Origin of the sequence: Burkholderia sp. 8Y (genome assembly GCF_902506145.1) — a bacterium.
In the GTDB taxonomy this organism is placed as follows: domain Bacteria; phylum Pseudomonadota; class Gammaproteobacteria; order Burkholderiales; family Burkholderiaceae; genus Caballeronia.
In genome coordinates this window covers 2725822-2747841 of the sequence record NZ_LR733520.1, presented here as the reverse complement: position 1 = coordinate 2747841, position 22020 = coordinate 2725822, and the positions used below count along the sequence as shown (strand labels likewise).

Below are 22020 nucleotides of genomic sequence, written 5' to 3'. Positions count from 1 at the left end.
AAAGCCATGCCTTCATTGATGAACATTTTCAGCGTCGCCGGATCGGCGATGTCTGCCCAGGCCCAGCGCCTGAACGTGACCGCGTCGAATCTCGCGAACGCGGACAGCACGACCGGCCCCGACGGACAGCCGTACAAGGCGAAGCAGGTCGTGTTCGCCGTCGATCCGCTCGGCGGCGCGAAAAGCGGCTCGGGCCAGCAAGTCGGCGGCGTGCAGGTGACCGGCGTCGTCGACGATCCGAGCCCGATGAAGACCAGCTACGACCCGAGCAACCCCGCAGCGAACGCGGACGGCTACGTGACCATGCCGAACGTCGATCCGGTGCAGGAGATGGTCAACATGATTTCCGCGTCGCGTTCGTACCAGGCGAACGTCGAGACGCTCAATACAGCCAAGCAATTGATGCTCAAGACTCTGACCATCGGAACCTGAGGAATCCAACCGTGACGACGAACACCACCATCGGCAGCAACGGCACCACGGTGTCGCAGACACTGCTGGACACCATGAACGGCGCGTCGAGCGCGTCGAGCAGCACCAGCAGCACGTCCGGCACGTCCGGCACGTCTGCTTCGGACCTGCAGAACACGTTCCTCACGCTGCTCGTGACGCAGCTCAAGAACCAGGATCCGACGAATCCCGCCGACAGCTCGCAGATGACCTCGCAGCTCGCGCAGATCAACACGGTGTCGGGCATCGGCCAGTTGAACACGTCGCTGAGCTCGCTCGCGACGCAGCTCTCCGCCGGCCAGTCCACGCAGGCCGCGCTGCTGATCGGCTCGAACGTGCTCGCGCCGGGAAACAGCATGACGGTGTCGAGCGGTGCGTCGTCGACGTTCGGCGTGCAGCTTGCCAACGACGTGAGCGACCTGCAGATCGTCGTCAAGGACAAGTCCGGCAACATCGTGAACACGCTTGACCTCGGCGCGCAAGGCGCGGGCGTCGTGCCGGTGTCGGGCTGGACGCCGGTTGATTCGAAGGGCGCCACGCTCGCCGACGGCACCTACACGATCACCGCGCAAGGCACGATCAACGGACAGCAGGCGACCGCGACGACGCTTTCCGCCTCGCAGGTGCAGAGCGTCGTGCAGATGACGGGCGGCACGCCGGGCCTGAAGCTCGCGAACGGCTCGACGGTCGGGCTGTCGAGCGTCGCTTCGATTCTTTGATTCCACTTTCCTGTGACGCCGGGATGCGCCCGGCCAAGAGATAAACCATGAGCTACCAACAAGCACTGAGCGGTCTGGGCGCCGCGTCGAGCGACCTCGATGTCATCGGCAACAACATCGCGAACGCGAACACCGTCGGCTTCAAGGAAGGCGCCGCGCAATTCGCCGACATGTACGCCAGTTCCATGGCGACCGCCGTTTCGAACCAGATCGGCATCGGCACGCGCCTCGCGGAAGTGCAGCAGCAGTTCTCGCAAGGCACGATCACGACGACCAACCAGGCGCTCGATGTCGCGATCAACGGCAACGGTTTCTATCAGTTGTCGAACAACGGCTCGACCGTCTACTCGCGCAACGGCGTGTTCCACCTCGACAACAGCGGCAACATCGTCAACTCGGCGGGCCTGCAACTGATGGGCTACGCGGCGGATTCGAGCGGCGTCGTCAACAGCGCGAGCACGGTGCCGCTCACCGTGCCGACCGCGAACATCGCGCCGATCGCGACAAAGACCATTACCGCTGCGTTCAACCTGAATTCGCAGGACACCAATAACGCGGCGAGCGGCTTCGATCCGACCAACGGCAACACGTACAACGCGTCGACTTCGGTGGATGTGTACGACACGCTCGGCGGCACGCAGAAGGTGTCCGTGTACTTCACGAAGAGCGGCACGGGTTCGTGGGAAGCGTTCGCGGGCTACGGCGACCCCGTTTCGCAAAAGACCGACCTCGGCGCGGTGACGTTCGACTCGTCCGGCAATCTGACGAGCGGCTCCAAGTTCACGTTCACCATCCCGAACGGCGCGGACCCCTCCGGCACGACGACGCAATCGTTGACGCTCGATCTCACCGGCACCACGCAGTACGGCGCGAAGAGCGGCCTCACGAACCTGCATCAGGACGGCAACAGCACGGGCGAACTGACGGGCTTCACCGTCGGCACGGACGGCAAGCTGACCGGCAACTACTCGAACGGCGAAACGAAGGCGCTCGGGCAGATCGCGGTCGCCAACTTCAACAACCAGAACGGCCTGCAGAACCTGGGCGGCAACGTGTACGCGCAAACGGCGGCCTCGGGCGCGCCGCAAGTGGGCGTGCCGGGCTCGACGAACCACGGCACGCTGCAAGGCGGCGCGGTGGAAGACTCCAACGTCGATCTGACGAGCGAGCTCGTGAACCTGATCACCGCGCAGCGCAACTATCAGGCGAACGCGCAGACGATCAAGACGCAGCAGACCGTCGACCAGACGCTGATCAATCTGTAATCACCGTCCGCACGCACTAGACGCATCAGGAAAGAGGGAAGCGATTCATGGACCGTCTGATCTACACCGCGATGACCGGCGCGAGCCAGTCGCTGGAACAGCAAGCCGTCGTGGCGAACAACCTGGCGAACGCATCGACCACGGGTTTCAAGGCGCAGCTCGCGGCGTTCCGTCAGGTGCCGATGTCGTTCGAAAACCAGTCCGCCGACGGCACGACGCGCACTTTCGTGCTCTCGTCCACGCCGACGGCGGATTACTCGGCCGGCGCCATCCAGCAGACCGGCAATCCGCTGGATGTCGCGGTGGAAGGACCGGGCTGGCTCTCCGTGCAGACGGCGGACGGCGGCGAGGCGTACACGCGCGCCGGCAACTTGCACGTCGACCAGAACGGCCAGCTCGTCACCGCGAACAACCTGCCGGTGCTCGGCAACGGCGGCCCGCTTTCGGTGCCGCCGGGCGCGCAAGTGACCATCGGCAAGGACGGCACGGTGTCCGCGCTGATTCCGGGCGATCCGCCGACCGCCATCGCGACGGTGGATCAGTTGAAGCTCGTCAATCCGGACCCGTCCACGCTCACGCGCGGCGACGACGGTCTCTATCGCACCGCGTCCGGCGACCCCGCCGATGCGGACCCGAGCGTCGTCGTGGCCGGCGGCGCGCTCGAGGGCAGCAACGTGAACCCGGTCTCCGCGATGGTCTCGATGATCACCAATGCGCGCCAGTTCCAGATGCAGACGAAGCTCATGGAATCGGCGGACCAGAACGACCAGTCGGCCAACAAGCTGCTCAACTTCTCCTAAGCGGCCAGCAAGACACTCAGGACAACACAGACATGAATCGCTCTCTCTACATCGCCGCGACCGGCATGAATGCCCAGCAGTCGCAGATGGACGTCATCTCGAACAACCTCGCCAACGTGAGCACCAACGGCTTCAAGGGCTCGCGCGCGGTGTTCGAGGATCTGCTGTATCAGACCACGCGCCAGCCGGGCGCGAACTCGACGCAGCAAACCGAACTCGCGTCGGGCATCCAGCTCGGCACCGGCGTGCAGCAGGTCGCAACCGAACGCCTCTACACGCAGGGCAACCTGCAACAGACCGGCAACTCGAAGGACGTGGCGATCAACGGCCAGGGCTTCTTTCAGGTGACGATGCCCGACGGCACCACGGCGTACACGCGCGACGGCTCGTTCCAGACCAACGCGCAGGGCCAGCTCGTCACGTCGAGCGGCTATCAGCTGAACCCGGCGATCACCATTCCGACGAACGCGACGTCGATCACCATCGGCTCGGACGGCACCGTGTCCATCACGCAGCCGAGCTCGACGGCCGCGACGACCGTCGGCTCCATCCAGGTCGCGACGTTCATCAACCCGGCCGGCCTCGAAGCGCGTGGCGAGAACCTTTTCTCGGAGACGGGCAGCTCCGGCGCGCCGAACGTCTCGCAACCGGGCCTGAACGGCGCGGGCACGTTGCAGCAGGGCTATGTGGAAGCGTCGAACGTGAACGTGGTGCAGGAACTGGTCAACATGATCCAGACGCAGCGCGCGTACGAAATCAACAGCAAGGCCGTGACCACGTCCGACCAGATGCTGCAAACGCTTTCTCAGATGCAGGTTTAACCCTCTTTTCAACCGATAGAAACGGAAAGGACCGCGTCACACTAACGCTTCATTTCGCTTCATACGAGTCACACGATGTCGCCCACTCAAATCTTCACGCGAGCCACGATTGCCGCGCTCGTCGCAACGCTCGCCGCCTGCGGTCTGGTGCCGAAGGAGCCGATCGTCCAGCAGCCGATGACTGCGCGTCCGCCGCAGCCGCCTGGCGGCACGCGCTCGCCCGGCGCAATCTACAACGCGGGCTACGCGGGCCGGCCGCTGTTCGAAGACCAGCGGCCGCGCAACGTCGGCGACATCCTGACCATCGTGATTTCGGAAAACGTGAACGCGACGAAGTCGTCGGCGGCGAACACCAACCGCGGCGGCTCCGGCTCCTTCTCCGTGCCGACGACGCCCGGCATCTTCGGCGGGCTCTTCAACAACACGAACCTGTCCGCGACCGGCGCGAACAAGTTCACGGCGGCGGGCGGCGCGAGCGCCGCCAACACGTTCAGCGGCACGCTCACCGTCACCGTCACCGAAGTGCTGCCCAACGGCAACCTCATGGTGAGCGGCGAGAAACAGATGCTCATCAACCAGGGCAACGAATTCGTGCGCTTCTCGGGCGTCGTCAATCCGACGACCATCTCGGGCAGCAACACCGTGTACTCCACGCAGATCGCCGACGCGAAGATCGAATATTCCGCGAAAGGCTATATCGACGAAGCCGAGAACATGGGCTGGCTGCAGCGCTTCTTCCTCAACGTGGCGCCGTTCTGATCATGACTCCGCTTCTTCGCTTCGTTTCCTTCTCGCTCGCGGCCGCGCTCGTGGCCCTCAGTTCGGCGCAGCACGCGCACGCCGAGCGCCTGAAAGACCTCGTGTCGTTTCAAGGCGTGCGCGACAACCCGCTGATCGGCTACGGCCTCGTCGTGGGTCTCGACGGCACGGGCGACCAGACCATGCAGACGCCGTTCACCACGCAGAGCTTGACGAACATGCTCGGCAACCTCGGCATCACGGTGAACTCGGCCACGACGCAGAACATGCAGCTGAAGAACGTCGCCGCCGTGATGGTGACCGCGACGCTGCCGCCGTTCGCGCGTCCCGGCGAAGCGATCGACGTCACCGTGTCATCGCTCGGCAACGCCAAGAGCCTGCGCGGCGGCACGCTTTTGATGTCGCCGCTGAAAGGCGCGGACGGCCAGGTCTACGCGATGGCGCAGGGCAATCTCGTCGTCGGCGGCGCAGGCGCGAGCGCGAACGGCAGCAAAGTGCAGGTGAACCAGCTCGCGGTGGGCCGCATTTCGGCCGGCGCGATCGTCGAGCGCGCGGTGCCGACGAACTTGCAGCAGCAAGGCGGCGTCATGCAGATGGAACTGCGCGAGATGGACTTCGACACCACGCAGCGCATCGTCGCGGCGGTGAACAACCAGTTCGGCATGGGCACGGCGCTCGCGCTCGACGGCCGCACCATTCAGTTGCGCGCGCCGCAGGAGCCGAGCGAGCAGGTGCAGTTCATGGCGCAATTGCAGAATATCGACGTGCGTCCGGCGCAGGCCGCCGCCAAGGTGATCCTGAATGCGCGCACCGGCTCCATCGTGATGAATCAGATGGTCACGCTCCAGAACTGCGCGGTGGCGCACGGCAATCTCTCGGTCGTCATCAACACGCAGACGGCGGTGAGCCAGCCCAACGCGCTCTCGAACGGGCAGACGGTGGCGGCGAAGCAGTCGCAGATTCAGTTGAAGCAGGACAGCGGCGCGCTCAAGATGCTCTCGGCCGGCGCGAATCTCGCCGATGTCGTGAAGGCGCTCAACGCGCTCGGCGCGACGCCCGCGGACCTCATTTCGATTCTCCAGTCGATGAAGGCGGCAGGCGCGCTGCGCGCCGACCTCGAAATCATCTAAGGAGCCCGGCTCATGAACTCGAACACGACGAGCGGCATCGCCAACTCCGCGCTGGCATCGACCGATACGAGCAGCGGGCTCGCGAACCTCTCGAATCGCTTCGCGCTCGATACGCAGGGCTTCGACGCGTTGCGCGCGCAGGCGCAGGCGAATCCGCAGCAGGGTTTGAAGGCGGCCGCCAAGCAGTTCGACGCGGTCTTCACGCAGATGATGTTGAAGAGCATGCGCGACGCGACGCCGTCGGACAGCCCGTTCGATTCCAACGATTCGAAGTCGTTCACGGCGATGCTCGACCAGCAGTTGTCGCAGCAGATGTCGTCGAAGGGCATTGGCGTCGCGGACATGATGCTCAAGCAACTGATGCGCAACGCGGGCGGCAAGACCGACGCGGGCGGCATGGGCGGCGGCAGCGGGATGAGCGCGATGAACGCGATGGGCGGGTTCTCGGGCGGCGGCGGCGATATCGAATCGAACGCGGGAAACATCGCGGCGATGAACGCGATGGCGAAAGCCTACGCGGCCGCGCAGGCGAACAAAAGCGGCGCATCGCTCGCGGACGGCAAGGGCTATACGGCGGCGAGTTCGCTGGAACCGCCAGCGCATGGCGTCGGCTCCGACAAGGTCAACGCGTTCGTGGAGCGGCTCGCCGCGCCCGCGCAGGCGGCGAGCGCGGCGACGGGCATTCCGGCGCGCTTCATCATCGGCCAGGCGGCGCTGGAGTCCGGCTGGGGCAAGCGCGAAATCAAGCACGCGAACGGGGCGACGAGCCACAACATCTTCGGCGTCAAGGCGACGCCGGGCTGGACCGGCAAGACGGTCGATTCGGTCACGACCGAGTACGTCAACGGCCAGCCGAAGAAGGTCGTCGAGCGTTTCCGCGCCTACGATTCGTACGAAGATGCGCTCAACGACTACGCGAACGTCATCAAGAACAATCCGCGCTATGCGCCGGTGATCGAGGCGTCGCGCGATGTCGCGGGCTTCGCGCACGGCATGCAGAAGGCGGGTTACGCAACCGATCCGCACTACGCGAAGAAGCTGATTTCGATCATGCGGCAGATCGCCTGACGGCGCGGTGAATCGCGAGGTGGCGTGTCGAGCAAACGTTTAACGTCGAAAGGGACGGCGTACCACATAAGAAAACGGCGAGCGCCCCTAAACTTTTCAAGAGGCATGCCGCTAACCCGAAGACGACAGTGCCGGATCGAGAGCGGTCCGGCGAGCCGCGCGGCGTGGGCTCCAGGCGATGCGCGGGCAAAAATGGACACGGCTAGCACGATGAATACCTATCAGAAGCACGATGTTGCCGAGGACGACAGCGACCACGAGGTGGATTTCGGACGCCGGAATCCGCTGGAAATTGGCGTGGCGCTACGTAATCTGGCCAATCGCGGCGATTTCCTGACCGCACAATATGGCGACGCGCAAATCGTCACACGACTGCTGGATGTCGATGTGACGGCGCATCGCTTCACATTCGACTGGGGCGGCGTCGCCGAGCAGAATCGCGACGTGCTTCGGGCGCCGAAATTGATCTTCCACGCATCGCCTGAGGGCGTGCGCGTGGAGTTCACGACCGCGACGCCGCGCGAGACGCGCTTTGACGGCCGTCCGGCTTTCGAGGCGGAATTTCCGCCCGTGCTGTACTACATGCAGCGCCGCGAGTATTTCCGCGTGGAAGCGCCGGTGCTCGATCCTTATATTTGCAGCGGCTCTCTGCCGGATGGCGACCGCTTCAGGTTCGAGGTGCACGATCTGTCGCTGGGCGGCGTGGCGTTGCGCACGACCGACGAGCGCGTCGCGGACATGGAAATGGGCGTGGTGATTGAAGACGCCGAACTGCACTTCACCGCGACCGGCAAGGTGACGCTCGATCTCAAGCTGGTTTCGCATCGGGAGTCGACTACGCTCAAGGGCGATCGGCGGTTTACGCTCGGGTTCAAGTTCATTTCGATGCCGGGGTCGGCGGAGAATACCTTGCAGCGGTTGATTACTCAGCTCGAGATGAAGCGGCGGGCTTTGGCGAAGTAGGGTTTGTTTGCGGGTTGCTTGGCATGTCTTCGCGTTGCCCTCCTTCTCTGGGCGGGGGGCTAGCGCATTTCGCAGCGTCGCTTGTTGTGCCGTGTTTTTTTGTGGAACTTGTATTCGTGTCGGTCTATTGGCGTTGCCCCTCCCCGGGGCGGGGGTCACTTTCTTGGCTGTCGACCAGAGTAGGCGCTTTAGCGCCGTACTCTGGTCCCATGCAAAGAAAGTAACCAAAGAAAGCAGCTTTTTTCTGAACCGCTCGAAGCACAAACTGCGTAATCACTTCGCAGAAATGCGGTGGCACTCAGCTTCAATCAACCCTGAATCACCCTCCACGCCCGCTGAACGCCACGTCCTCCGAGCCCCTTGGCTCGACAAAACCAGTGGGGCACTTTCCACCACTGGGAAACAAGTTCAAGCAAAAATCAATGCCGTAGCCGTAGCCGTAGCCGTAGCCCTAGCCCTAGCCCTAGCCCTAGCCGTACCGAGGCAAGGCGAGGCAAGGCGAGGCGGGACGGGACAAGGCGGCGCGTGCGTGCGTCCTGATGCTTGTCGCTAACGAAGATGCTTTCCGTGCATCCTCTTTCGTTTCGTTGGTTCGGCTTGCCTTGCGACGGTTTATCTCCCGGCACAGCCGTTGAGTCCTGTTGGTGTTATCGAGCCAAGGGGCTCGGAGGACGTGGCGCTCAGCGGGCGCGGAAGGTGATTCAAGGCCGTTTATTAATTCGAGTGCCATCGCATGTCTGCGAAGTGATTACGCAGTTTGTGCTTCGTGCGGTTCAGAAAAAAGCTGCTTTCTTTGGTTACTTTCTTTGCATGGGACCAGAGTACGGCGCTAAAGCGCCTACTCTGGTCGACAGCCAAGAAAGTGACCCCCGCCCCGGGGAGGGGCAACGCTAATAGACCGACGCGAAAACAAGTTCCACGAAGAAGAACCCAGCGTACTGGAAAGAGCCCCCGTTCGCGAGCGGCAACGGCCACAAGACCAAGCGCCTCAACCCCACCGCCAGCCCCCCGACCATTCCCGCCGCCGGAGGCGGCAGAACCCTGTCGACCACTATCCTGCTGCGACTGGCGCGCAAACGCCGACCCATCCGACACACTGGTGCTGCCGAGGCTGATGCCATTGGCTTCCATCGCCTCGCGAAGCTTCGGCATGGCCGCTTCCACCGCCTCCCGCACCTGCGCATGCTGCGATACGAACAGCGCGTGGGCATGGTTGTCCGCGACCTGAAGCGTCACCTGTAACGGACCGAGATCCTTCGGGTTGAGCGTCAGTTCGGCACTCTGCTGATCCGACTTTGACACGAACACGACCTTCTGGCTGAACGCATCGTCCCAGCCGGATGCGCCCACGTGCGGCGCAATCGCCGCGCTCGTCGCCGCTGTCATCGCGCCTTGCGGGCTCGATACCCCCGAATTCGCCGATGCCGCCTGCATCGCCACCGCATGCGCCGCCGCATCGGCGGACTGCTTGTACGCGGCGCTCGCGCCATCGCCGGCTGGGGTCAGCGCGTCTTGCGCCGTCGTCAGCGCGGCGGCGCCCGCCTGCGTCGCGGTCGCGGCGGCGGCGTTCTTTGCATCGCCCGATGCCGCGTTCGTCAACGTGATGCCGCGTCCGCCCTTCGCGCCCGCGCCGAGCGACGTGCCCGGCGTCTCTGCGTTCGCAGCACTGGAACCAGCGGCGGCGTTCGCGCCATTGCCGCCCGCGTGCGCCGCAGCAGCCATCGCCGCCGCATTCGCCGGCGTGCCGTTCATCGACGCGAGCGCCGCTTGAAGCGCGTCCTGAGCCGATTTCGCGTCGGTGGTCTTCTTCGCGTCGCCCGTTGCCGATGCGTCGCCGTCCGTCGATGCCGCCGTGGCCGCATCGGTGAGCGTGGTGTCGTCGGCATCCGCATTCGCGGGATCGGCGTCCTCGGCGCGCGCCTTGGCTTCTGCGGCCGCTTTCGCGGCGGCATCGGCTGCATTCGCCGGCTTGGCATTCGCGCTCGATTTCGACGCCTCCGCGCTGTCGTTCCTGTCCGCGTGCTTCGGTGTGCCGTGCGCCGCGTCGGTCTTGCCGCTCGCGTCCGCCGATGTCGAAGCCTGCGCGTCATCGCTCTTGCCGGCGTTCGCGGTGTCGTCGGGTTTCGGGGCGTCGTGCACGCTCGACGGGTTGGCGGACGTGAGCGCCTTCGCCGCGAAGGCGTCCGCGTTCGCGCGGTCGGTCATGCCTTGCAGCGTCTGCCCGAACGATACGCTCGCGCTCGCCGCGCGCCTGGCCGCCGATGCGCCTGATGAGTTCGCGCCTGCAAGCACGCCGATATTTGAAACGGAGGACATGTTCGACCTCTGACATCCTGTCAATGAAAACGATGCGGCGCTCGCTGCCATGACAGCAGCGCCGCTAAAAATCCGTCAGGCGCGCTCAGCGCGCATGCGCAGCGCCTTCGCCGCGTGCTCGTCCGCTTCGCGCTGTTCGACGCGCGCCGCTTTGCGCGCGAGAACCGCCTCGCCGCGTGCCGCCAGCACTTCATAGCTGCCGACCTTCTGCTTCTTGAGCCGCCAGTCGGGCTTCGCCGCCTCGATGCGATGATCCGCCGTCACGAGCAACGCGCGTTGCTGCGCGATGGCCGAATCCAGCGTATCGACGAATGCCTGGAAATTGCGCAGCGTCTGCGCCGTCGTGCCCTGCTGCGCCGATGCGGTGAAGCGCGCGTGATACTCGTCGCGGTACGTGATCAGCGAGTCAAGCTGTTTCTCGATCTCGTTGCGTTCCTGCTGCAACTTCCCGAGTTTCCTGGTGGCGGCGTCGAGCTCTTCTTGCGCGAGTTCGATGAGCGTGTTGATCGGCAGATTTTTGGACATGACGTGGCAATTCCTGTGGTCTTCAGGGCTTTACGCGTTCTTATGACGAATGGCTCGAATACTAGTCGAAAAGCTGGTGCAACAAATCAAGGCTTGGTTCAAAATTTGCCTGCTCACGAAAACCTTGCTGTAAAAACGACTCCATCCGCGGATACAGCGCAATGGCGCGGTCGAGCAGCGCGTCGCGGCCGCTGGAATACGCGCCCACGTTGATGAGATCGCGGTTGCGCTGATAGCGCGACAGCATCTGCTTGAAAAGGCGCACGCGTTCCAGATGCTTCTCGTCGATGAGCGAGGTCATCGCGCGGCTGATCGACTGCTCGATATCGATGGCCGGGTAATGCCCCGCCTCCGCCAGCGAGCGGTTCAGCACGATATGGCCGTCCAGAATCGCCCGCGCCGAGTCGGCGATCGGGTCTTGCTGGTCGTCGCCTTCGGTCAGCACCGTATAGAACGCGGTGATGGAACCGCCGCCTTCCGGCCCGTTGCCGGTACGCTCGACGAGCGCCGGCAGCTTGGCGAACACCGAAGGCGGATAGCCCTTGGTCGCGGGCGGCTCGCCGATCGCGAGCGCAATCTCGCGCTGCGCCATCGCGTAGCGCGTGAGCGAATCCATGAGCATCAGCACATGCTTGCCCTGATCGCGGAAATATTCGGCGAGCGACGTCGTGTACGCGGCGGCCTGCATCCGCAGCACCGGCGACACGTCCGCGGGCGCCGCCACGACGACCGACCGCGCAAGACCGTCCTCGCCCAGAATCTGCTCGATGAACTCCTTCACTTCGCGGCCGCGTTCGCCGATCAGCCCGATCACGATCACTTCCGCGCTCGTGTAGCGCGCCATCGTGCCGAGCAGCACCGACTTGCCGACGCCGGAACCCGCGAAAAGACCCATGCGTTGTCCGCGTCCGACCGTGAGCAGCGAGTTGATCGCGCGCACGCCCACGTCGAGCACCTTGTGAATCGGCTCGCGGTTCAGCGGGTTGATGACCGGCGCAGACAGCGGCGCATCGACCTTCGCGCCGAGCGGGCCGAGCCCGTCGAGCGGACGGCCGGACGCATCGACCACGCGGCCGAGCATCTCCCAGCCGACGGGAAGGCGCTTCGCGCCCGCCATCGGATCGTTGATCGGCGCGCTTTCGAGCGGATAGACGCGCGCGCCGGGCAACAGGCCGCCCATTTCGGTGGTCGGCATCAGAAACAGCTTGTCGCCCGCGAAGCCGACGACTTCGGCTTCCGCAGTCGGAATCGCGCTGCCGGGCGGCAGTTCGATCATGCATTCGGAGCCGACGCCCATCTTCAGCCCGACCGCTTCGAGCACGAGCCCGGCGGCGCGCGTGAGCCGGCCGCACGGACGCAGCGGCTTGGCGATGGCATTGCGCGACTTCATCGCGTCGAGCTTGTCGCGCCACGTGTCGATGTGCGGATTGCCGGCGAGCTTCGCCAGTTCGGCGATGGTGCGCGCGGCGTGCGCGTCGGGCGTGGCGTCGCTTGCCGCTTCGTCGCTGGCGAGCGGCCCGAACGACGCCCGCGCGATTTCCTGTTCCAGCGCGGACAGTCCGTCCTGCGTGATGCGATGGTTCACCACGGCTTGTTCCTCCCGAGCGCGGCGGCGACGCGTTCCCAGCGCGACGCGTTGGTCGCGTCGATTTCGCCGGTCGCGGCGTGCGCCTTGCAGCCGCCGCGTTCGATGGCCGGGTCCGGACGCACCGTCCAGCCCGCCGATTCCAGTTCGTCTTTCAGATACGCATCGACGATCGGCAAGTCCGCCGCGCTCACGATCAAGGTCGGCGCGCCCGACAGCTCCGGCTCGGCGGCGATCACTTCACGCGCGACGGCGACGAGCGCGGTCGGGTCCAGCGCCAGATGCTGACGCACGACCTGCTGCGCGATATCGACGGCGAGCGCGGCCAGCGTTTCCGCGATGGCGGCGTCGGCGGCGTGAAGCGCGGTCCTGAACGTATCGGCGATCTGCGCGAGTTGCGCCGCCTGCGCGAGCGCCTCCTTGCGGCCGTCCTCGAAACCCTTCGCGTGGCCTTGCTCGAAACCCGCCTGATAGCCCAGCGCCTGACCGGCGACGTGTCCCTTCGCGAGCCCGTGCGCGTGCGCGTCTTCCTCGACGCGGCGCAGATGCGCTTCGAGCGCCGCCTGTTCCGCCGCGCTGTTGTCGACGGTGACGGGATCGAACGACGCCATCTCCCAGCGTTGATACGCCGAGACAGGCGCCTTGCCCTTGTGCGTGGTGGCCGCGTCAGACATATGCGTCCTCCGCCTTGCCGCCTAGCTGAATCTGCCCGTTTTCCGCCAGATTGCGCACGATCTGCAGAATCTTGCGCTGCTGCTGCTCGACTTCCGACACGCGCACCGGACCGCGCGAATCGAGGTCTTCGGCGAGCAGTTCGGCCGCGCGCTGCGACATGTTCGAGAGGAACTTCTGACGCAGCGCGGGCTGCGCGCCCTTCAGCGACACGATCAGCGTCTCCGACTCGACTTCCTTCAGCAGCAACTGGATCGCGCGGTCTTCCAGATCGAGCAGGTTTTCGAACACGAACATCTGGTCGATGATCTTCTGCGCCAGTTCGCCGTCGTACTCGCGCACGTTCGCGAGCACGCCTTCTTCGTGATTGCTCGACATGAAGTTGAGAATTTCCGCCGCCGTGCGAATGCCGCCCATCGGCGCGCGCTTCAGGTTGTCGCTGCCGGAAAGCAGCGTCGTCAGCACGTCGTCGAGTTCGCGCAGCGCGGCGGGCTGAATGCCGTCGAGCGTCGCAATGCGCAGCAGCACGTCGTTGCGCAGCCGGTCGTTGAGTAGCGACACGATTTCCGAAGCCTGATCGCGGTCCAGGTGCACGAGAATCGTCGCGATGATCTGCGGATGCTCGTTCTTGATGAGTTCCGCGACCGCGCCCGAGTCCATCCACTTGAGACCTTCGATACCGCTCGTATCGCTGCCTTGCAGAATGCGGTCGATCAGCGCGCCGGCCTTCGTCTCGCCGAGCGCCTTCGTCAGCACCGAGCGGATGTATTCGCTCGAATCCAGCGAAAGCGCCGTGTGCTTCTCGGCTTCGCCCACGAATTCCGTCAGCACGTTGTCGAGCTGCTCGCGCGTCACGTTCTTGAGCGCCGCCATGGTTGCGCCGATCTTCTGCACCTCGCGCGGGGCGAGATACTTGAAAACTTCGGCGGCTTCTTCCTCTCCGATCGACATCAGGAGGAGCGCGGCTTTATTGAGACCTTCAGCGTTCATCGGACACCCAGTTCTTCACGACCGTCGCAACGATTCTCGGATCCTGCCGCGCGACCATGCGCGCGTAGTCGAGATTTCGATCGAATTTGGCCTTGTTGCTTTCATGACCGAGGAGGCTCACCTCGGCATCCTTGTCTTCTTCCTGCTTGATCTCGCCGCCGAGCGTGGGGCCGTCGAGCAGCGAGAGATCGTCAGGCGCTGCGAGCGTCGGCGCTTCTTCCGGCGGCGGCGGGAACGCGCGGCGCATCGCGGGCTTCACCATGCTGAAGTAGAGGAACAGCGCGACGATGCCGATACCCACGTACTTCGCGAGCGAGAGGCCGCGCGCAATCATGTCGGGCGTGCGCCACCACGGCACCGCCGGCGTCAGGTCCACGTCCGACGAGAACGCGCTGTTCACCACGTTGACCGAATCGCCGCGCTTGTCGTCGAAACCCATCGCGTCCTTCACGAGCTGCTGCACCTGCGCGAGCTTGTCGGCGGTGAGCGGCTTCATCGTGACGTTGCCCTTGGCATCGACCTGGCGCTCGTAGTTCACGACCACCGCGACCGACAGACGCTTGATGCCGCCCGTTGCCTGCTCGTAGTGGCGCACGGTGCGATCCACTTCGTAGTTCGTCGTCGTGTCCTTGCGCAGATTGGTCGGCGTGGACTTTGTCGCGGTCGTGCCCGAAGCGGCGGCGTCGACCGGCGCGGACGCTGGCTGCGGCGGCTGGTTCGAGAGCGCGCCCGGCACGCCCGAGGCGCCGCTGCCCGACGTTTCGCTCGATTCGCTCGACTGCTGGCTGCGGATCGCCGTGTTCTGCGGGTTGGCGTTCGGGCCGTAGCTTTCGGCGGTCTGCTCGAGCTTCGAGAAGTCGATGTCGGCGCTCACCTGCGACCGCGCATTGCCCGCGCCGAAAAGCGGCGAGAGAATCGCGTCGATGCGCTTTTGCGTGTTGTGCTCGATCTGCTGCACGTACTTGAGCTGCGACGCGTCGAGGCCGTTGACGGCGCTCTGGCTCGTGAGCAGGTTGCCGTCCTGATCGACGATGTTCACGTTCTTGACCGGCATGTCCGGAACGCCCGAGGCCACCATGTGCGCGATGGCGAGCACCTGGCCCTCGTCGAGCACGCGGCCGGGGTACAGGTTCACCATCACGGAGGCGGTCGGCAATTCCTTGTCGCGCACGAACACGCTCGGCTTCGGAATGGCCAGATGCACGCGCGCCGACTTCACCGACGAAATCGAGCCGATGGTGCGCTCGAGCTCGCCTTCGAGCGCGCGCTGATAGTTGATCTGCTCCGCGAACTGGCTGATGCCGAACTTCTGGTTGTCCATCAATTCGAAGCCGACCGAGCCGTTTTTCGGCAAGCCCTGGCTCGCGAGACGCAGACGCGTTTCATGGACCTGCTCGGCCGGCACGAGAATGGCGCCGCCGCCGTCGGACAGCTTGTACGGAATGTTGCCTTGCTGGAGCGCGGTAACGATTGCGCCGCCGTCCCGGTCCGACAGATTGCTGAACAGCACGCGATAGTCCGGCTGGCGCGACCACATGACGAGGCCCGCGACGACCATCGCCAGAATCGCGACGGCGACGATCAGCGGCACGCGCGGGTTCGAGCGAAACTGCGAGAGCATTGGCACCCGCTCGGCGAAACCGCCGGCGGAAAGGCCCGCGCCCGCGGCGGGCGAACCTGCCGCGCCCGGCTGCGCACCCGCCAGGCCCATTCTGGCGTCGGGCGTGATCAATGAGTTGTTGGGCGTTTCCATTTAGCGTCGAAGCTCCGAATCTTGGCTTCTTCCCGCGCCGCGTTGTCGTCAGCGGTTAAGGAAGTCTTTTCACGAGATGGATTATCCGCACTCGCTTGCAAGTCGATTCGGTGAATAGAGCGGGGTTTTCCCCGTTCTTCGCGCGGTTTGAAACGAGGCCCGCTGTTAATCTTTTTCATACCCGGACGAGCCTTTTTATCTGTCCGTCCGAGCCGGCCAGACGCCGGCATTTCCACGGTCCTGCATCAACTTGCTGTCACACGGAGTCAATATGAACTTTCCGATCAATCCGCTTTCCGCCGCATTGAGCGCCATTCAGTCGCTGTCGGCGCAAGCCGCGGGCGGCGCGGGCAGCGCGGCCACGGTGGCTTCCGGCGCGGTGACCGGACAAAGCGCGGGTTCGGGCGCGGCGAGCGCGGGCAGCTTCGCGGACGCGCTGAAGTCGTCCATCGACAAGATCAGCGACAACCAGACGACCGCGCTCAACGAGGCGCACGCATTTGAAATCGGCGCGCCGAACGTATCGCTCAACGACGTGATGGTGGACATGCAGAAGGCGAACGTCGGCCTTCAGTTCGGCTTGCAGGTGCGCAACAAGCTCGTGACCGCCTACAACGACATCATGCAGATTTCCGTCTGACGCGGGCGAGCGCCGCCGGCCGTCGCGATACCGCCCCTTTAGCCTGCTTCGGCCCTCAAACCCTTGCGCCCTAAAGCTTTTCCGCGTTTCTCCGATAACCCCGTTAGCAGCCCGGCGAACGATGGTTCGCTCGCGAAAGCGAGCCGCGCCCTTGTGTATCGCGCCGGTGCGGATGTTTGCAGGCCGGAAAAAACCGGCGTCAACGCGGGGAACGGGGTGCCAAGCGCCGCGTCCTTCGTGTTGCACGGAAAACAGGTTGCAGGCGGCGCGGGTGAAGGCGAGAGGCCACGCGCGCCGGCTGCAGTGATTTGCACGGGACGAGACGGAGCCGGAACGCGCGCGAAAGCGCACGCCGGTTGACCGGGGCGAGAAGCCGAGACACTCGTCGAGACAGGAGCCATCGATGTTTTCGCAGGGACAGGCGGGAGCCAACGCATATGCGCGCGTCGGCGTTCAGACCGGCGTCATGGGAGCCAGCCCGCACCGGCTCATCGTGATGCTCTATCAGGGCGCGCGGCAGGCGATCGCGCAGGCGCGGATGCATACGCAGCAGAACAACGTGAGCGCGCGCGGCATGGCGATCGGCAAGGCGATCAGCATCATCGAAAGCGGGCTTCAGCAGGCGCTGAACAAGGACGCGGGCGGCGAAATCGCCCAGCGGCTCGACGCGCTCTACTCGTACATGACGCGCCGTCTGCTGCAGGCGAACCTGGAGCAGAGCGAGACGATGCTCGTTGAAGTCGACAATCTGCTGGCGACGCTCGAGGAAGCGTGGGTCGGTATCGGACCGGAAGTGGCGCAAATGACCGCTGCGGCCGTCTGAATGGAAATCGGCGGGCGACCGCCGGAGAAGAATGAAAACGACAGAAGAATACTTCGCTCACTACGAAGCCATTGCCGCGCTGTCCGCCCAGATGCTGATGGCGGCGCGAGAAGGCGACTGGGGCGATCTGAAGGCGATGCAGGGCACGTATCGCGACCTCGTCGAGCAGTTGAAGGACGCCGATCACGGCTCCGCGCTCGACGAGACCGCGCGGGCGCGCAAGCTGGACCTCGTGAAGAAGATTCTCGCCGACGACGCCGCCATCCGCGATCTGACATCGCCGAGCCTCGCGCGTCTGTCCGCGCTCTTCGCGGTGAACAGCCCGACGCGCGTCCTGAAAAAGATGATCGGACTGCGCTAGACAGACACGCCGCGAGGGTTCGCGGACGTACTTGAGGAATCTCGGCATGACAGGATTCGACTCCGCGATCGCAACGCTCCTGGCCGGCCGCACGGACCTCGTCCTTTCCGCGATCCGGCCCGCCGACGCGGTGAACGGCGCGGCGGGCGCCGCCGCCGCACGCACGACGACGCAGGCGGGCACGTCCGCGACTGTCGATACGCCCGACGCGCCGCAATCGGGCGCGGCGTCGGGACCGGCGGCATCGGCGCAGACCGAGCTGTCCAGCGTCGCGCGAACGCTCGACGTGATCTCGCGTCTTTCCGGCACGGCGTCAGCCGTGATCGGCGACGCGCCGTTGTGGCCGACGCCGCCGCGCCCCGCGAGCGCGTTCGCCGCGCTCACCACCGGCCTTTTCGACACCGCTTTTTCCTCGAACGCAGCCGCCGTCGCGGCGGCGCGCGCCGCGAGCCAGAGCCTGCCGCCGCTGCCGGCGTCGGTGCTGGCGGGCGAGCTGGCGAAGACCGTCGGCGAAAGCGGGCTCTTCTACGAATCGCATCTCGCGCAGTGGCTTGCCGGACAGCGCAGCGCCGCCACGCTCGGCAACGAGCCGCAGGCCCGCGTCGATCCGCGCGCGCTTTCGCTGCCGTTCGAATTTGCGAGCGAAGGCGCATCCGACGCCGCGCACACTGCGCCCGCGCTTTCCGCTTCCCCCGCTTTTTCCGATCTACACGACGCCGCCGCGCCGACGCCCGCGCGCGTCGTCGAAATGCCGCAAACGCCGCAGCAGGCGGCGGCGCTGGCGGCATCGGTGCGCGACGCGCCCGCGTCGGCGCTTTCGCATTCGCAGAGCGGAAGCGCGAGCGCGGGGAGCGCAAGCCCGCCGCCCACGCCGTCGGAATCGGCGATGCAGGCATCGGTGGCGGCGGGCGTGCATCCGGCGACGCTGGATATCGTGCGCCAGCAGCTCGATCTCCTTGCCAACGGGCAGTTCCGCTGGCAGGGCGAGGCGTGGCCGGGCACGCGTTTCGAGTGGGACATTGCCCGTGAGCCGCGCGATGCGCGCACGCCGGACGCGGTGGCGGACGAGCGCGGGTGGCGCACGCGCATCACGCTGTCGCTGCCGGCGCTCGGCACGGTGGACGCGGAACTGGTTCTGAGCGGAGAGAAGCTCGTCGCGCGCATCAACGCGAGCGACAAGGGCGCGGCCCGGCTCGCGGCGGATGGCGCGGCGTTCGCGCGTCAACTGGACGCGGCGGGCATCGCGCTGGCGTCATTCTCGGTGCGCTCCATCGACGGCGCGGCGGACATCGACACGACCGGCGACGCCGCCCACGCGACGCCGAAGCCGGTTCGTTCGCCGCTTGCGCATCTGTTTGGCGCATCGCCGCGCGGCGAGGGAGGCGCGGCATGAGCACGCCGTACAGCCGCAAGCAGGCGACGGCGCTCGTCTATGAAGCCGGCAAGCGGGAAGCGACGCCGCGCGTCGTCGCGAAGGGCTATGGGCTCGTCGCGGAGATGATCGTGCAGCGCGCGAAGGAGGCGGGCGTCTACGTGCACGATTCGCCGGACATGGTTTCGCTGCTGATGCAGGTCGACCTCGACGCGCATATTCCGCCTGCGCTGTATCAGGCGGTGGCGGAACTGCTTTCGTGGGTGTATCGGCTGGAGAACGAGGAACCGATAAGGGAGGCGGGGCGGGCGGTGCGGTGAGGCGCTTGGTTGGGCGTCGGCGGCGTTGGTTTTGGCACGCGGGTATCGCGGAGTCGTTGCTTCGCGCGGCCTTTCGTCGTGGGTGTTGCGGCTGGGCGCTTTACCTTTTTGAAGCGCATTGCTACCGAGTCTGGGCGTTCGCGGTCTGGCAGCGGCGGTTGCGGCCGCGTGGCCTTTCGCGGTGGGCGTTGCAGTTGGGCGCTTTCCCCGTTCTTAACGCATTGCTACGCAGTCTGAGCGTTCGTGGTCTGACAGCGGCGGTTGCCGTCGTGCGGGGTTATTTCTCGGCGGGCAGGCATCGCTGCGAGATCTTATTGGGCAGCCTTTCGCGGTGGGCGTTGCGCCTGGTCGCTTTTCCTTTTGAAGCGCATTGCCGCGAAATTTGGGCGCTCGCTTTCTGACAGCGGCGGTTGCCGTCGCGTGGCCTTTCGCGGTGGGCGTTGCAGTTCGTCGCTTTCCCTTTTTTGACTCATTGCTACCGAGTCTGGGCGTTCGCGCTCTGACAGCGGCGGTTGCCGTCGCGCCCGGCCTCGTCGCGCGGCTTTTCGCGATGGGCGTTGCTGGCGCCCGCTTCTGCTTCCTCGAGACATCGCGGCGCACGCATCGGTGGCGCGGGCCGCGGTTTGGCACGCAGCCATCGCCGCGACTTGACCGCGCAACCTCTGGCCTCGGCAATCGCCGCCGCTTTCCCGCGACACCAAAGCCTCGTCGCGCGCCTTACGTCCGCGCTACCCCTCAAACGCCCGCGCCACAATCCCCGCATGATCGAACCGCGCCGGCAGCGTGCCGTAGACGCGCCCCGTTTCGCCGCGCGCATCGCCAAGCCGCGTCTCGATGAACGCCTGCGCCACCTGCTCCGGCGCATGACGCGCGAGCAACACCCCCTGCGCGCACAGCGCCAGTTGCTGCGCGATGCGCCGCGCCGACGCTTCTCGTTCCGATGCATCGCCCGTCAGCATGTGGACCAGCGCGCCGAGCGCCAGGCCTAGCGCCGGATGGGCGGACGCCGCGTCGCGCCAGTCGTCGAAAAGCGCGTGCGCCGCTTCCTGTTCGCGCTCGAATGCGCGCAGCACGTCGAGACACATCACGTTGCCCGAGCCTTCCCAGATCGAATTGACCGGCGCTTCGCGGTAGAAACGCGCCATCGGGCCAGATTCGACATAGCCGTTGCCGCCCCAGACTTCCATGGCTTCGCCCGTGAATTCGAGCGCGCGCTTGCAGACCCAAAACTTCGCGGCGGGCGTCACGATGCGCCGCCACGCGCGCTCCGCCGGCGCGCTTGCCGCCGCCGCGCTTCGCTCGAACGCGCCCGCGAGCCGCATGAACAGCAGCGTCGCGGCCTCGGATTCCAGCGCAAGATCGGCGAGCACGTTGCGCATCAAGGGTTGATCGACGAGCCGCGCGCCGAACGCGCTCCGGTGCCGCGCGTGATGGATCGCCTGCACGAGCGCCGCGCGCATCAGCGCCGCGCTGCCGATCACGCAGTCGAGCCGCGTGAAGTTCGCCATTTCGATGATCGTCGGCACGCCGCGCCCTTCATCGCCGACCATGACGCCGTAGGCATCGAGGAATTCGACTTCGCTGCTCGCGTTCGAGCGATTGCCGAGCTTGTCCTTCAGACGCTGCACGTGAGCCGCGTTCTTGCGGCCATCCGGCGCGAAACGCGGCACGTAGAAGCACGACAGCGCGCCCTCGCTGGCAGTGCGCGCGAGAACGAGATGCGCGTCGCATTGCGGCGCCGAAAAGAACCACTTGTGGCCGACGAGCCGATATTCGCCGCCGCGCCCGCCCGCGCCGATCGGCTCGGCGCGCGTGCGATTGCTGCGCACGTCCGAGCCGCCCTGTTTCTCGGTCATGCCCATGCCGATCATCATCGACCGCTTGCCGGCGTCGAGCGGGATATCGCGCGGGTCGTGCTCGCGCGACAGCAGCGGCCCCGCGAGCCGCGCGTAGAGCGCCGGCTCGTTGCGCAGCACCGGAATGCTGGCGAAGGTCATCGTGACCGGACACAGCGAACCGGATTCGAGCTGGCCGTGCAGGAAGTAGCCGGCGCAGCGCGCGGGCATGGAACCGGCGCGCGCCTGCGGTTCGAACGGCAGCGCGTGCAGGCCCGCGTGCCGCAGCCGGCGCAGCAGTTCCTGCCACGCCGGATGAAACTCGATCGCGTCGATGCGTTCGCCGCGGGCATCGTGCGTCGCAAGTTCCGGCGTGTGGCGGTTGGCGAGATCGGCGAGTGCGAGGACGTCCGGCTGCGTGAGCGCGCGGCCGTCGCGGCTGAGCGCATCGGCATGCCAGCCCGCGCCTTCACGTTCGAGCGCGGCGGCAAGCGCGCAGTCGGTCGCGAACGCGTCGTAATCGCCAAGCGGCGGCGCCTGATTCGTGACCTCGTGCGTTTGTCCGAACCGGCTTGCGGGTGCATCGGCTGATGGAACGTTCATACGGCGGTCTCCTGTCTCGCGCTGCGCGGCGCGGCGCGTTGTGTCGCGTCGGCGCCATCTCGAATTTCTGAATCATAGGCCGGCGTTTCGGCGGACGGGTAGACGCATCGCTCTCTTCATTGGCGGGCGGACCCGAGCGCCCGGTTGTCACAGCATCGACAACTTTTCTGAGGCGCAGTCCTAAAGAAATGAGAGCTGAGACAAATCCGATTGTTCAGTCCGCCATGCTGACTTGCAGGAGCCCGAACCT

At 65.6% G+C, this 22020-nt stretch carries 21 protein-coding genes; 14 read left to right on the top strand and 7 right to left on the bottom strand.

What is annotated here, in order from left to right:
- Window positions 1–6: 6 nt before the first annotated feature.
- The 9 genes from flgC (at window position 7) to GV035_RS23500 (ending at window position 7975) form a co-directional block, all read left to right on the top strand.
- Window positions 7–432 carry a flagellar basal body rod protein FlgC gene (gene flgC, locus GV035_RS23540; RefSeq protein WP_159837309.1) on the top strand — a complete coding sequence of 142 codons (426 nt, stop codon included), beginning with the start codon at window positions 7–9 and terminating at the stop codon, window positions 430–432.
- A gap of 11 nt (window positions 433–443) precedes the next feature.
- Window positions 444–1169 (top strand): flagellar hook assembly protein FlgD, encoded by a 726-nt coding sequence (locus GV035_RS23535; RefSeq protein WP_159837308.1) that lies wholly within the window; start codon window positions 444–446, stop codon window positions 1167–1169.
- Window positions 1170–1216: 47 nt separating this feature from the next.
- Window positions 1217–2434: a flagellar hook protein FlgE gene (gene flgE, locus GV035_RS23530; protein WP_159837307.1), complete on the top strand. Its 1218-nt coding sequence runs from the start codon at window positions 1217–1219 to the stop codon at window positions 2432–2434.
- Window positions 2435–2481: 47 nt separating this feature from the next.
- The gene (flgF, locus tag GV035_RS23525) at window positions 2482–3234 is read left to right on the top strand and encodes a flagellar basal-body rod protein FlgF (protein WP_159837306.1); all 753 of its coding nucleotides are present in this window, start codon (window positions 2482–2484) and stop codon (window positions 3232–3234) included.
- A gap of 32 nt (window positions 3235–3266) precedes the next feature.
- Complete coding sequence (gene flgG, locus GV035_RS23520; protein ID WP_159837305.1) at window positions 3267–4055, top strand: flagellar basal-body rod protein FlgG; 789 nt, start codon at window positions 3267–3269, stop codon at window positions 4053–4055.
- 75 nt (window positions 4056–4130) lie between these two features.
- The gene (locus tag GV035_RS23515) at window positions 4131–4814 is read left to right on the top strand and encodes a flagellar basal body L-ring protein FlgH (RefSeq protein ID WP_159837304.1); all 684 of its coding nucleotides are present in this window, start codon (window positions 4131–4133) and stop codon (window positions 4812–4814) included.
- A 2-nt stretch (window positions 4815–4816) separates the two neighbouring features.
- Window positions 4817–5944, top strand: a complete 1128-nt coding sequence (locus tag GV035_RS23510; RefSeq protein WP_159837303.1) for a flagellar basal body P-ring protein FlgI — start codon at window positions 4817–4819, stop codon at window positions 5942–5944.
- Window positions 5945–5956: 12 nt separating this feature from the next.
- On the top strand, window positions 5957–7012 hold the full coding sequence (gene flgJ / locus GV035_RS23505) for a flagellar assembly peptidoglycan hydrolase FlgJ (RefSeq protein WP_159837302.1): 1056 nt from the start codon (window positions 5957–5959) through the stop codon (window positions 7010–7012).
- Between the two features lie 210 nt (window positions 7013–7222).
- Window positions 7223–7975, top strand: coding sequence for a flagellar brake protein (locus GV035_RS23500; RefSeq protein WP_159838171.1), 753 nt, complete (start codon window positions 7223–7225; stop codon window positions 7973–7975).
- A 714-nt stretch (window positions 7976–8689) separates the two neighbouring features.
- Here the strand turns inward: GV035_RS23500 and GV035_RS23495 are convergent.
- The 6 genes from GV035_RS23495 to fliF form a co-directional block, all read right to left on the bottom strand.
- Window positions 8690–10291, bottom strand: coding sequence for a flagellar hook-length control protein FliK (locus tag GV035_RS23495; RefSeq protein ID WP_159837301.1), 1602 nt, complete (start codon window positions 10289–10291; stop codon window positions 8690–8692).
- A gap of 75 nt (window positions 10292–10366) precedes the next feature.
- Window positions 10367–10816 carry a flagellar export protein FliJ gene (fliJ, locus tag GV035_RS23490; protein ID WP_159837300.1) on the bottom strand — a complete coding sequence of 150 codons (450 nt, stop codon included), beginning with the start codon at window positions 10814–10816 and terminating at the stop codon, window positions 10367–10369.
- 61 nt (window positions 10817–10877) lie between these two features.
- Window positions 10878–12404: a flagellar protein export ATPase FliI gene (gene fliI / locus GV035_RS23485; protein WP_159837299.1), complete on the bottom strand. Its 1527-nt coding sequence runs from the start codon at window positions 12402–12404 to the stop codon at window positions 10878–10880.
- Complete coding sequence (gene fliH, locus GV035_RS23480; RefSeq protein ID WP_159837298.1) at window positions 12398–13075, bottom strand: flagellar assembly protein FliH; 678 nt, start codon at window positions 13073–13075, stop codon at window positions 12398–12400. The genes fliI and fliH overlap by 7 nt, the downstream gene beginning before the upstream one ends.
- The gene (gene fliG, locus GV035_RS23475; protein WP_159837297.1) at window positions 13068–14063 is read right to left on the bottom strand and encodes a flagellar motor switch protein FliG; all 996 of its coding nucleotides are present in this window, start codon (window positions 14061–14063) and stop codon (window positions 13068–13070) included. The genes fliH and fliG overlap by 8 nt, the downstream gene beginning before the upstream one ends.
- Window positions 14053–15816, bottom strand: a complete 1764-nt coding sequence (gene fliF, locus GV035_RS23470) for a flagellar basal-body MS-ring/collar protein FliF (RefSeq protein ID WP_159837296.1) — start codon at window positions 15814–15816, stop codon at window positions 14053–14055. The genes fliG and fliF overlap by 11 nt, the downstream gene beginning before the upstream one ends.
- A gap of 271 nt (window positions 15817–16087) precedes the next feature.
- Here fliF and fliE point away from each other — a divergent pair, with 271 nt between their 5' ends.
- The 5 genes from fliE (at window position 16088) to GV035_RS23445 (ending at window position 19332) form a co-directional block, all read left to right on the top strand.
- The gene (gene fliE, locus GV035_RS23465) at window positions 16088–16456 is read left to right on the top strand and encodes a flagellar hook-basal body complex protein FliE (protein ID WP_159837295.1); all 369 of its coding nucleotides are present in this window, start codon (window positions 16088–16090) and stop codon (window positions 16454–16456) included.
- 403 nt (window positions 16457–16859) lie between these two features.
- Entirely contained in the window at window positions 16860–17279 is a 420-nt protein-coding gene (fliS, locus tag GV035_RS23460; protein WP_159837294.1) for a flagellar export chaperone FliS, read from the top strand.
- A gap of 31 nt (window positions 17280–17310) precedes the next feature.
- A complete protein-coding gene (locus GV035_RS23455; RefSeq protein WP_159837293.1) occupies window positions 17311–17640 on the top strand; it encodes a flagellar protein FliT in 330 nt (109 codons plus the stop codon).
- Window positions 17641–17686: 46 nt separating this feature from the next.
- Complete coding sequence (gene fliK, locus GV035_RS23450) at window positions 17687–19033, top strand: flagellar hook-length control protein FliK (RefSeq protein WP_159837292.1); 1347 nt, start codon at window positions 17687–17689, stop codon at window positions 19031–19033.
- Window positions 19030–19332, top strand: a complete 303-nt coding sequence (locus tag GV035_RS23445) for an EscU/YscU/HrcU family type III secretion system export apparatus switch protein (RefSeq protein ID WP_159837291.1) — start codon at window positions 19030–19032, stop codon at window positions 19330–19332. The genes fliK and GV035_RS23445 overlap by 4 nt, the downstream gene beginning before the upstream one ends.
- 728 nt (window positions 19333–20060) lie before the next feature.
- Here GV035_RS23445 and GV035_RS23440 read toward each other — a convergent pair.
- Window positions 20061–21770, bottom strand: a complete 1710-nt coding sequence (locus GV035_RS23440) for an isovaleryl-CoA dehydrogenase (protein ID WP_159837290.1) — start codon at window positions 21768–21770, stop codon at window positions 20061–20063.
- Window positions 21771–22020 lie beyond the last annotated feature (250 nt).

Coding starts and splice junctions, on each gene's coding strand:
- flgC (WP_159837309.1), top strand. CDS start 7: ATGCCTTCATTGATGAACATTTTCAGCGTCGCCGGATCGGCGATGTCT.
- flgE (WP_159837307.1), top strand. CDS start 1,217: ATGAGCTACCAACAAGCACTGAGCGGTCTGGGCGCCGCGTCGAGCGAC.
- flgF (WP_159837306.1), top strand. CDS start 2,482: ATGGACCGTCTGATCTACACCGCGATGACCGGCGCGAGCCAGTCGCTG.
- flgG (WP_159837305.1), top strand. CDS start 3,267: ATGAATCGCTCTCTCTACATCGCCGCGACCGGCATGAATGCCCAGCAG.
- GV035_RS23515 (WP_159837304.1), top strand. CDS start 4,131: ATGTCGCCCACTCAAATCTTCACGCGAGCCACGATTGCCGCGCTCGTC.
- GV035_RS23510 (WP_159837303.1), top strand. CDS start 4,817: ATGACTCCGCTTCTTCGCTTCGTTTCCTTCTCGCTCGCGGCCGCGCTC.
- flgJ (WP_159837302.1), top strand. CDS start 5,957: ATGAACTCGAACACGACGAGCGGCATCGCCAACTCCGCGCTGGCATCG.
- GV035_RS23500 (WP_159838171.1), top strand. CDS start 7,223: ATGAATACCTATCAGAAGCACGATGTTGCCGAGGACGACAGCGACCAC.
- GV035_RS23495 (WP_159837301.1), bottom strand. CDS start 10,291: ATGTCCTCCGTTTCAAATATCGGCGTGCTTGCAGGCGCGAACTCATCA.
- fliJ (WP_159837300.1), bottom strand. CDS start 10,816: ATGTCCAAAAATCTGCCGATCAACACGCTCATCGAACTCGCGCAAGAA.
- fliH (WP_159837298.1), bottom strand. CDS start 13,075: ATGTCTGACGCGGCCACCACGCACAAGGGCAAGGCGCCTGTCTCGGCG.
- fliG (WP_159837297.1), bottom strand. CDS start 14,063: ATGAACGCTGAAGGTCTCAATAAAGCCGCGCTCCTCCTGATGTCGATC.
- fliF (WP_159837296.1), bottom strand. CDS start 15,816: ATGGAAACGCCCAACAACTCATTGATCACGCCCGACGCCAGAATGGGC.
- fliE (WP_159837295.1), top strand. CDS start 16,088: ATGAACTTTCCGATCAATCCGCTTTCCGCCGCATTGAGCGCCATTCAG.
- fliS (WP_159837294.1), top strand. CDS start 16,860: ATGTTTTCGCAGGGACAGGCGGGAGCCAACGCATATGCGCGCGTCGGC.
- GV035_RS23455 (WP_159837293.1), top strand. CDS start 17,311: ATGAAAACGACAGAAGAATACTTCGCTCACTACGAAGCCATTGCCGCG.
- fliK (WP_159837292.1), top strand. CDS start 17,687: ATGACAGGATTCGACTCCGCGATCGCAACGCTCCTGGCCGGCCGCACG.
- GV035_RS23445 (WP_159837291.1), top strand. CDS start 19,030: ATGAGCACGCCGTACAGCCGCAAGCAGGCGACGGCGCTCGTCTATGAA.
- GV035_RS23440 (WP_159837290.1), bottom strand. CDS start 21,770: ATGAACGTTCCATCAGCCGATGCACCCGCAAGCCGGTTCGGACAAACG.